At 58.6% G+C, this 5,750-nt stretch carries 6 protein-coding genes; 4 read left to right on the top strand and 2 right to left on the bottom strand.

Features of this window, described 5'->3' with window-relative positions; translation table 11 throughout:
• Together ACFFAR_RS22845 and ACFFAR_RS22850 are read left to right on the top strand one after the other, a co-directional pair.
• Positions 1-1,340 (top strand): adenylosuccinate lyase family protein (locus ACFFAR_RS22845; protein ID WP_375508521.1); only part of this gene is annotated, 1,340 nt, incomplete at its 5' end.
• 147 nt (positions 1,341-1,487) lie between these two features.
• On the top strand, positions 1,488-1,952 hold the full coding sequence (locus ACFFAR_RS22850) for a hypothetical protein (protein ID WP_375508522.1): 465 nt from the start codon (positions 1,488-1,490) through the stop codon (positions 1,950-1,952).
• A 67-nt stretch (positions 1,953-2,019) separates the two neighbouring features.
• Here ACFFAR_RS22850 and ACFFAR_RS22855 read toward each other — a convergent pair whose 3' ends face one another.
• Complete coding sequence (locus ACFFAR_RS22855; protein WP_174364361.1) at positions 2,020-3,219, bottom strand: cytochrome P450; 1,200 nt, start codon at positions 3,217-3,219, stop codon at positions 2,020-2,022.
• Between the two features lie 144 nt (positions 3,220-3,363).
• Positions 3,364-4,317, bottom strand: coding sequence for a LysR substrate-binding domain-containing protein (locus ACFFAR_RS22860; protein WP_174364360.1), 954 nt, complete (start codon positions 4,315-4,317; stop codon positions 3,364-3,366).
• A gap of 113 nt (positions 4,318-4,430) precedes the next feature.
• Between ACFFAR_RS22860 and ACFFAR_RS22865 the strand changes: the two genes are divergently transcribed.
• Entirely contained in the window at positions 4,431-4,856 is a 426-nt protein-coding gene (locus tag ACFFAR_RS22865; protein ID WP_174364359.1) for a VOC family protein, read from the top strand.
• A 126-nt stretch (positions 4,857-4,982) separates the two neighbouring features.
• Positions 4,983-5,750 (top strand): acyltransferase family protein (locus ACFFAR_RS22870; RefSeq protein ID WP_375508523.1); only part of this gene is annotated, 768 nt, incomplete at its 3' end.

Below are 5,750 nucleotides of genomic sequence, written 5' to 3' on the forward strand. Positions count from 1 at the left end.
TATTCGACTCCGCTCTCTTTCGCAACATGTTCGGCACGCCGGAAATGCGCGACGTGTTTTCGGATACCGCGTACCTCGCGCGTTGTATCGATGCTGAAACGGCGCTTGCTCGTGCGCAGGCCAAAGCCGGTCTGATTCCCGCAGAAGCCGCGCGAGACATTACTGCGCGCGCCGACTTTTCACGGCTCGATCTGGAAGCGTTGCGCCACGAAACGGAGATCGTCGGATACCCGATCCTGCCGCTCGTCAAGCAAGTCAGTGAAATGTGCGGTGACGCGGGCGGTTATCTGCATTGGGGCGCGACCACGCAGGACATCATGGACACCGCGACCATGCTGCAATGCGCGCAAGGCGTGGCCATCATTGAACGTCAGCTCGACGAAGTGCGCGGCGCATTGCGCGATCTCGCGAACAAGCATGCCGACACGGTGACGGCCGGCCGCACGCATCTGCAACATGCGCTGCCTGTCACCTTCGGCTTTCGCGCAGCGGTATGGCTGTCGGCATTGAACCGTCACGCCGAGCGTCTTGCGCAAGCAAAACCGCGAGCGCTGATGGTGCAGTTCGGCGGCGCGGCGGGCACGCTGGCATCGCTTAACGATCCCGAGCGGGCGCTCGAAACGCGTCGCTTGTTTGCGGCCGAATTGAATCTTCGCGATCCGGAGATCACCTGGCATGTCGCACGCGATGGTTTGTGCGAACTGGTATCGCTGCTCGCGAGCATTGGTGGATCGCTCGGAAAGATCGCGCTCGACGTGATGATGATGGCCGCGTCCGAATTCGGCGAAGTGGCCGAGCCCTTCGTGCCGGGACGCGGTGCAAGTTCAACCATGCCGCAAAAGCGTAATCCCATATCCAGCGAGTTGATGTTCGCGGCCGCAAAGATGCTGCGTGAACGCGCCGCGTTGATGCTCGACGGCATGATGCACGACTTCGAACGCGCAACCGGTCCGTGGCATCTCGAATGGAGCGCGGTACCCGAAAGTTTCCTGCTTTGCGCCAGCGCGTTGCATCAGGCGAACTTCATGTTGCGTGGACTGGTGGTCGATGCCGCGCAGATGCGAAAGAACCTGGACCTGACGGGCGGTTTGATCGTGGCGGAAGCGGTGATGATGGGCCTCGCGCCAAGCATTGGCCGGCAGCATGCGCACGACGTGGTGTACGACGCGTGCCGCATCGCGATTGAAAACAACCGCACGCTTTTTGATGTGCTGATGGAGGACTCCGGGATACGCGATGCATTCGGCGAAGCGCGCCTGCGTGAACTCACGGACCCGGCGAATTACCTTGGCGCTGCGGCGATCATGGCCCGTTCGGTGGCCAATGCCACAAGCGTGTAATGTTGCGTGAGATACGTCCGGAATAATAAAGCGCGGTCGCCCGTTTAATCCATGTAAGCCCGGCACGAGCAGCATTCGCCAAAGCGTGATCGAGGCGCTTGCGGAGCTGCGCGTTACCCGCCGGGATCATTGCTGGAGACAACGATCATGCGTAAAGCGTTTTGCCGCAGGATGGTTCATGCTGTATTCGTGTGCACGGGTTTTGCGGCGTCGGCGCCGCTCTTTGCGCAAGGTTACGACGACTCGATTTCGTCCGATGCGCAATCCAACTGCCGCGCCATCGCCGGGCAGGCGGAGATAGACGGCGCGATGCAGCAAATCGTCGGAAGGGCATGTCTGCAAAGCGATGGCACGTGGCGCATCGTCCAGAGCGATGACGGAAGCGTGCTGACCTACCCGATAGCTGATTATCCTTACGCGGACCCGTGGTATTTGGGGCCACCCTTGTTTATCGGTGTGGGCGTCGGCTTTATTTTTGTTGACCGTTTCCACCATTTCCATCGATACAGCCATTTCAACCAGATGAACCACTATCACGTACGCGGTGCTTACGCCGGTGGTTTTCACGGCGGCGGTCATATGTACGGACATGGAGGAACGGGACATCGTTGAGCACGCGTCGTGTTCTTGGCGCTTGCGATGCGCTATTTTCCTGTGATGGGGAAATAGCGCATTTTCTTTAGTAAAGAGCCTTTAATGACTCCACGCCGCGAAGGGTATTGCGTTGCCGCCATTGCAGCGCGTCGAGATTGGGGATGCGCAAATCCGGCAGCCGAGAGACAAGCGTGCCCAGCCCAATTTCCAGTTCGAGCGTAGCGAGTCTTGCGCCGAGACAGTGATGAATACCCGCGGCGAACGACAGCAACTTGCCTTGAAGCGGACGCTCAATATTCAGTTGATCAGGTTGGCTATATTGCCCAGGATCACGATTGGCGGAACCCACCATCATGAACACGATGGTGCCGCGTGCAAGCGCTACCCCTTCCACTTCCACGTCTTCAAGCGCAGTACGCACGATCATCTGCACCGAACTGTCGAAGCGCAGGCATTCGCTGATAGCCCTGGAAACCAGCGATGGATCGCGTTGCAGCAACTCAAGCTGCTGCGGCTGACGATGCAGCGCAATCAACGCATTTCCCAGCATGTTCGATGTCGTCTCGTGCCCGGCCACAAAAAGCAGCAACACGTTCGATACGATTTCATCGTCGTTGAGGGATTCACCTGCTTCCTCTGCAACGACCAGTGCGGAGATGAGGTCGCCGCCCGGTTTCAAGCGCCTTTGTTCGACCACGCCCGCGAAATAGCGCTGCAGGGTGAGGGTCGCTTCGTTTGCCGCGGCGAGGCGCTCGGCGTCCATGGGCGCGCTGTCTAGCGCATTGCCCAGGTGACTCGCCGCTGAGCCCAGCCTCACGCCGTCTTGCACGGGTACGTCGAGCAGGCGGCAAATGATATTCACGGGCAGCGGCAACAGATAATCGCTGACCAGATCGAATTCCACACCGGGCTTGAGCGCGGCGACCAGATTATCCGCCGTGCTTTGCGCGATCTCTCGTAGCAGGTCGATCTGGCGTGCGTTGAAAGCTTTCATCAACAGGCTGCGCAGGCGCGTGTGCATGGGCGGATTCATCATCAGGAACATGCGGCTGAGCGCCTGGAACACGGGCTGGTCGCGTCCACTTTCGCCGTATCGTGCAGCAACGCTCTGCATGTAGGTCTTGCCCATGCGCCGGTCGTGAAGCAGCGCTTCGATGATCGCGAAGCGGCCCGTCAGCACCACGTTGGGCGCAAGCGGAACGAGCGCGCCTTCGGCGCGAAGCTGCTCGTAGAACGGGTAAGGATTCTCGAAGAAAGCGGGGGAGGACAGGTCGCTGAATTTCATGTGGGGCGTTCGTCAGAGTGTTGGGAAGGCGTACCCCCTTGATAACACCCGTGACACGGACTTATTCCTTCAACGCAAGCGAAGACCGCGCGCCGCCCCACGTGGCGAGATGCTTGAGCAAGCGTTGTCGTGGACCCGCTGTAACTACGCGTCAGCCCGTTTTATTCTGGGCCGACGCGCTGTGACGCCCTGACGAGACGCGACAGGTGCATCGTCCATTTTTGCTGCATCGGACCGGCGCATCCGCGCTTCGTTCTGAAGGTTCTCGACAAGCGCTCGCGTCGTCGCCCGCTCCATCACGGCTTTCCTCACCAGCAGGCCGAGCTTGCGGCTTACCGGCTGGCCCGGGAGCGTCAGGCGCTGCACTGAAGACATACCTCGGAGCATCAGCAAATCACCCGGCACGACGGACCAGCCCAAACCTTCCGCGACCATCTGCGCAATCACCGCGGGTTCATCGAGTTCGATTCCCTCTCGCACCATCAGTTTTTGTCGCCGCAAGAACGTATTGACGAGGCCGCCGCCATAGGAGCGTCGGTCGTAGCGAATAAACGGCAGATCGAGCGCCCACTCTCTTAGCGATCCCATGGCCGCCTTTGGCGCTACGGCAACGTAGACATCGTCCAGTAATGGAATCCAGACAAGGTTGGCGGGAATGCCGAAATTCGGCTTGATCATGGCCGCGATGTCGAGTTCACCCGCGTCGACTTGCGCCAGCAATTGAATGGACGTGCCCGGCGTGATCTGAATCTGCGTCGCCGGGCAACTCTCAAAAAAGCCTCCCAAGGCCTTGGGAAGCAGGCCGGATTGAACGGTGGAAATGGCGCCGAGATTGATTGTCGACACCTGTGGCGCCGCGCCCGCCTTCATGTCGTCATAGCGCGCAACCAGGTCGCGTGCGTGACTGATGAGCGCCCGCCCACGTTCACTCAATTGCACCGCTTTCCCGCTGCGCTCGAACAGCAGGCACCCGAGATCTGATTCCAGCCGCTTGATCTGCATGCTGACCGCCGATTGCGTCAGGCCCAGCCGTTCGCCGGCACTGGAAAACGAGCCTGTTTCGGCGGCGGTGAGGAAGGTGGCGAGGTAGCGGAGCATGATGAAAATAATTGATGCTTAGACCTTAAAATATGCGTTTCTCATTCGATATTCTTTATCTTAGCATCATCGATATTGCTCATGCTTTCAATAACCACCCCTCAAGGCATCCAATGACTGCAACCGCGTTGTTCCACCTCGCATTCCCCGTCAACAGTATCTCGAAGGCCCGGGAGTTCTACGGCGAATTGCTGGGCTGCCCTGAAGGGCGGAGCTCGGAGAGCTGGGTTGACTTCGATTTCTACGGGCACCAGATCGTCGCGCATCTTTCGCCGGAAGAGACCGGCCACAAGTCAACGAGCGAAGTCGATGGCCACGACGTGCCCGTCCGCCATTTCGGCGCCATCTTGCCAATGCGCGAATGGAAGGCGCTGGCTGAGCGGCTTCGCGCGCAGGACGTCAAGTTCATCATTGAACCGCAGATTCGTTTCCAGGGTTTGCCCGGCGAACAGGCCACCATGTTTTTCCTCGATCCATGCGGGGGAAACGCGCTGGAATTCAAGGCGTTTGAAGATCAGGGCCAGGTGTTCGCAAAGTAGGCATTCGCGTATCGAGCGCGTTTTATTTTCGCCAAAACCCGCGTTTTCGCATTAATTTTCGATTTATTTAGCGGGCACCATAGGGTCGCCAAGCGGGCGGGGGCACGCGGCGCACCCTATGGAACGATGACAACAGTCGCAAGAAGGCCATTGATTCCCGCGTTGACCGGCGTTCGCTTTCTCGCGGCATTGAGTGTTGCGCTGTACCACTTGTCGGATAGGGTGGCCGCGACCTCGGGAATCCCGACCCTGCATTTTTATGAAAATGCGGGCGATCCCGTGGAGCTGTTCTTTATCCTTTCGGGATTCATCCTGACCTACACGCACCCTGAAGTAAACGGTGCGGAACGACCTGCCATCCGGCAATTCTATTTTTCCCGGTTCGCGAAAATTTATCCGATCTATTTGCTGGGCTGGATCGTGTTCGCGCCGCTGATCTATTCGAATCTCGTCGCGCTGCATGGACACGGTGCAGGCACTTATGTCCGGCTGGCGTTTTACGGCTTCATGTCGCTTACGCTCCTGCAAGCGTGGACCACCAACACAGCCAATGCATGGAATACGCCGGGATGGTCGCTGTCCGCGGAGGCCGTGTTTTACGCGGCTTTTCCGTTCCTCTTCACCTATTTAAAGAACCGGCGTCTTGCAGCGCTTTCGGCAATGATCGCCGTATGCTGGGCGGGTTCGGTGATGCCGACGATGGCGCTTTCATTCTTGCCGCCTTCGTTGAAAAACGAGTTCTGGCCACGAGAACTGGTCAATTTTTTGCCGATACTGCGGATAGGAGAATTTATCGCGGGAATTTGTCTTGCGCGACTTTTCCTGAGCAGCACAAAGGAGAAATCGCTGCGCTTTGATCTTGGCGCGCTCGGCGCTTTGTTTGCGGCGATTACC

Source organism: uncultured Caballeronia sp. (genome assembly GCF_964243625.1).
Classification (GTDB): domain Bacteria; phylum Pseudomonadota; class Gammaproteobacteria; order Burkholderiales; family Burkholderiaceae; genus Caballeronia.

Coding starts and splice junctions, on each gene's coding strand:
- ACFFAR_RS22850 (WP_375508522.1), top strand. CDS start 1,488: ATGCGTAAAGCGTTTTGCCGCAGGATGGTTCATGCTGTATTCGTGTGC.
- ACFFAR_RS22855 (WP_174364361.1), bottom strand. CDS start 3,219: ATGAAATTCAGCGACCTGTCCTCCCCCGCTTTCTTCGAGAATCCTTAC.
- ACFFAR_RS22860 (WP_174364360.1), bottom strand. CDS start 4,317: ATGCTCCGCTACCTCGCCACCTTCCTCACCGCCGCCGAAACAGGCTCG.
- ACFFAR_RS22865 (WP_174364359.1), top strand. CDS start 4,431: ATGACTGCAACCGCGTTGTTCCACCTCGCATTCCCCGTCAACAGTATC.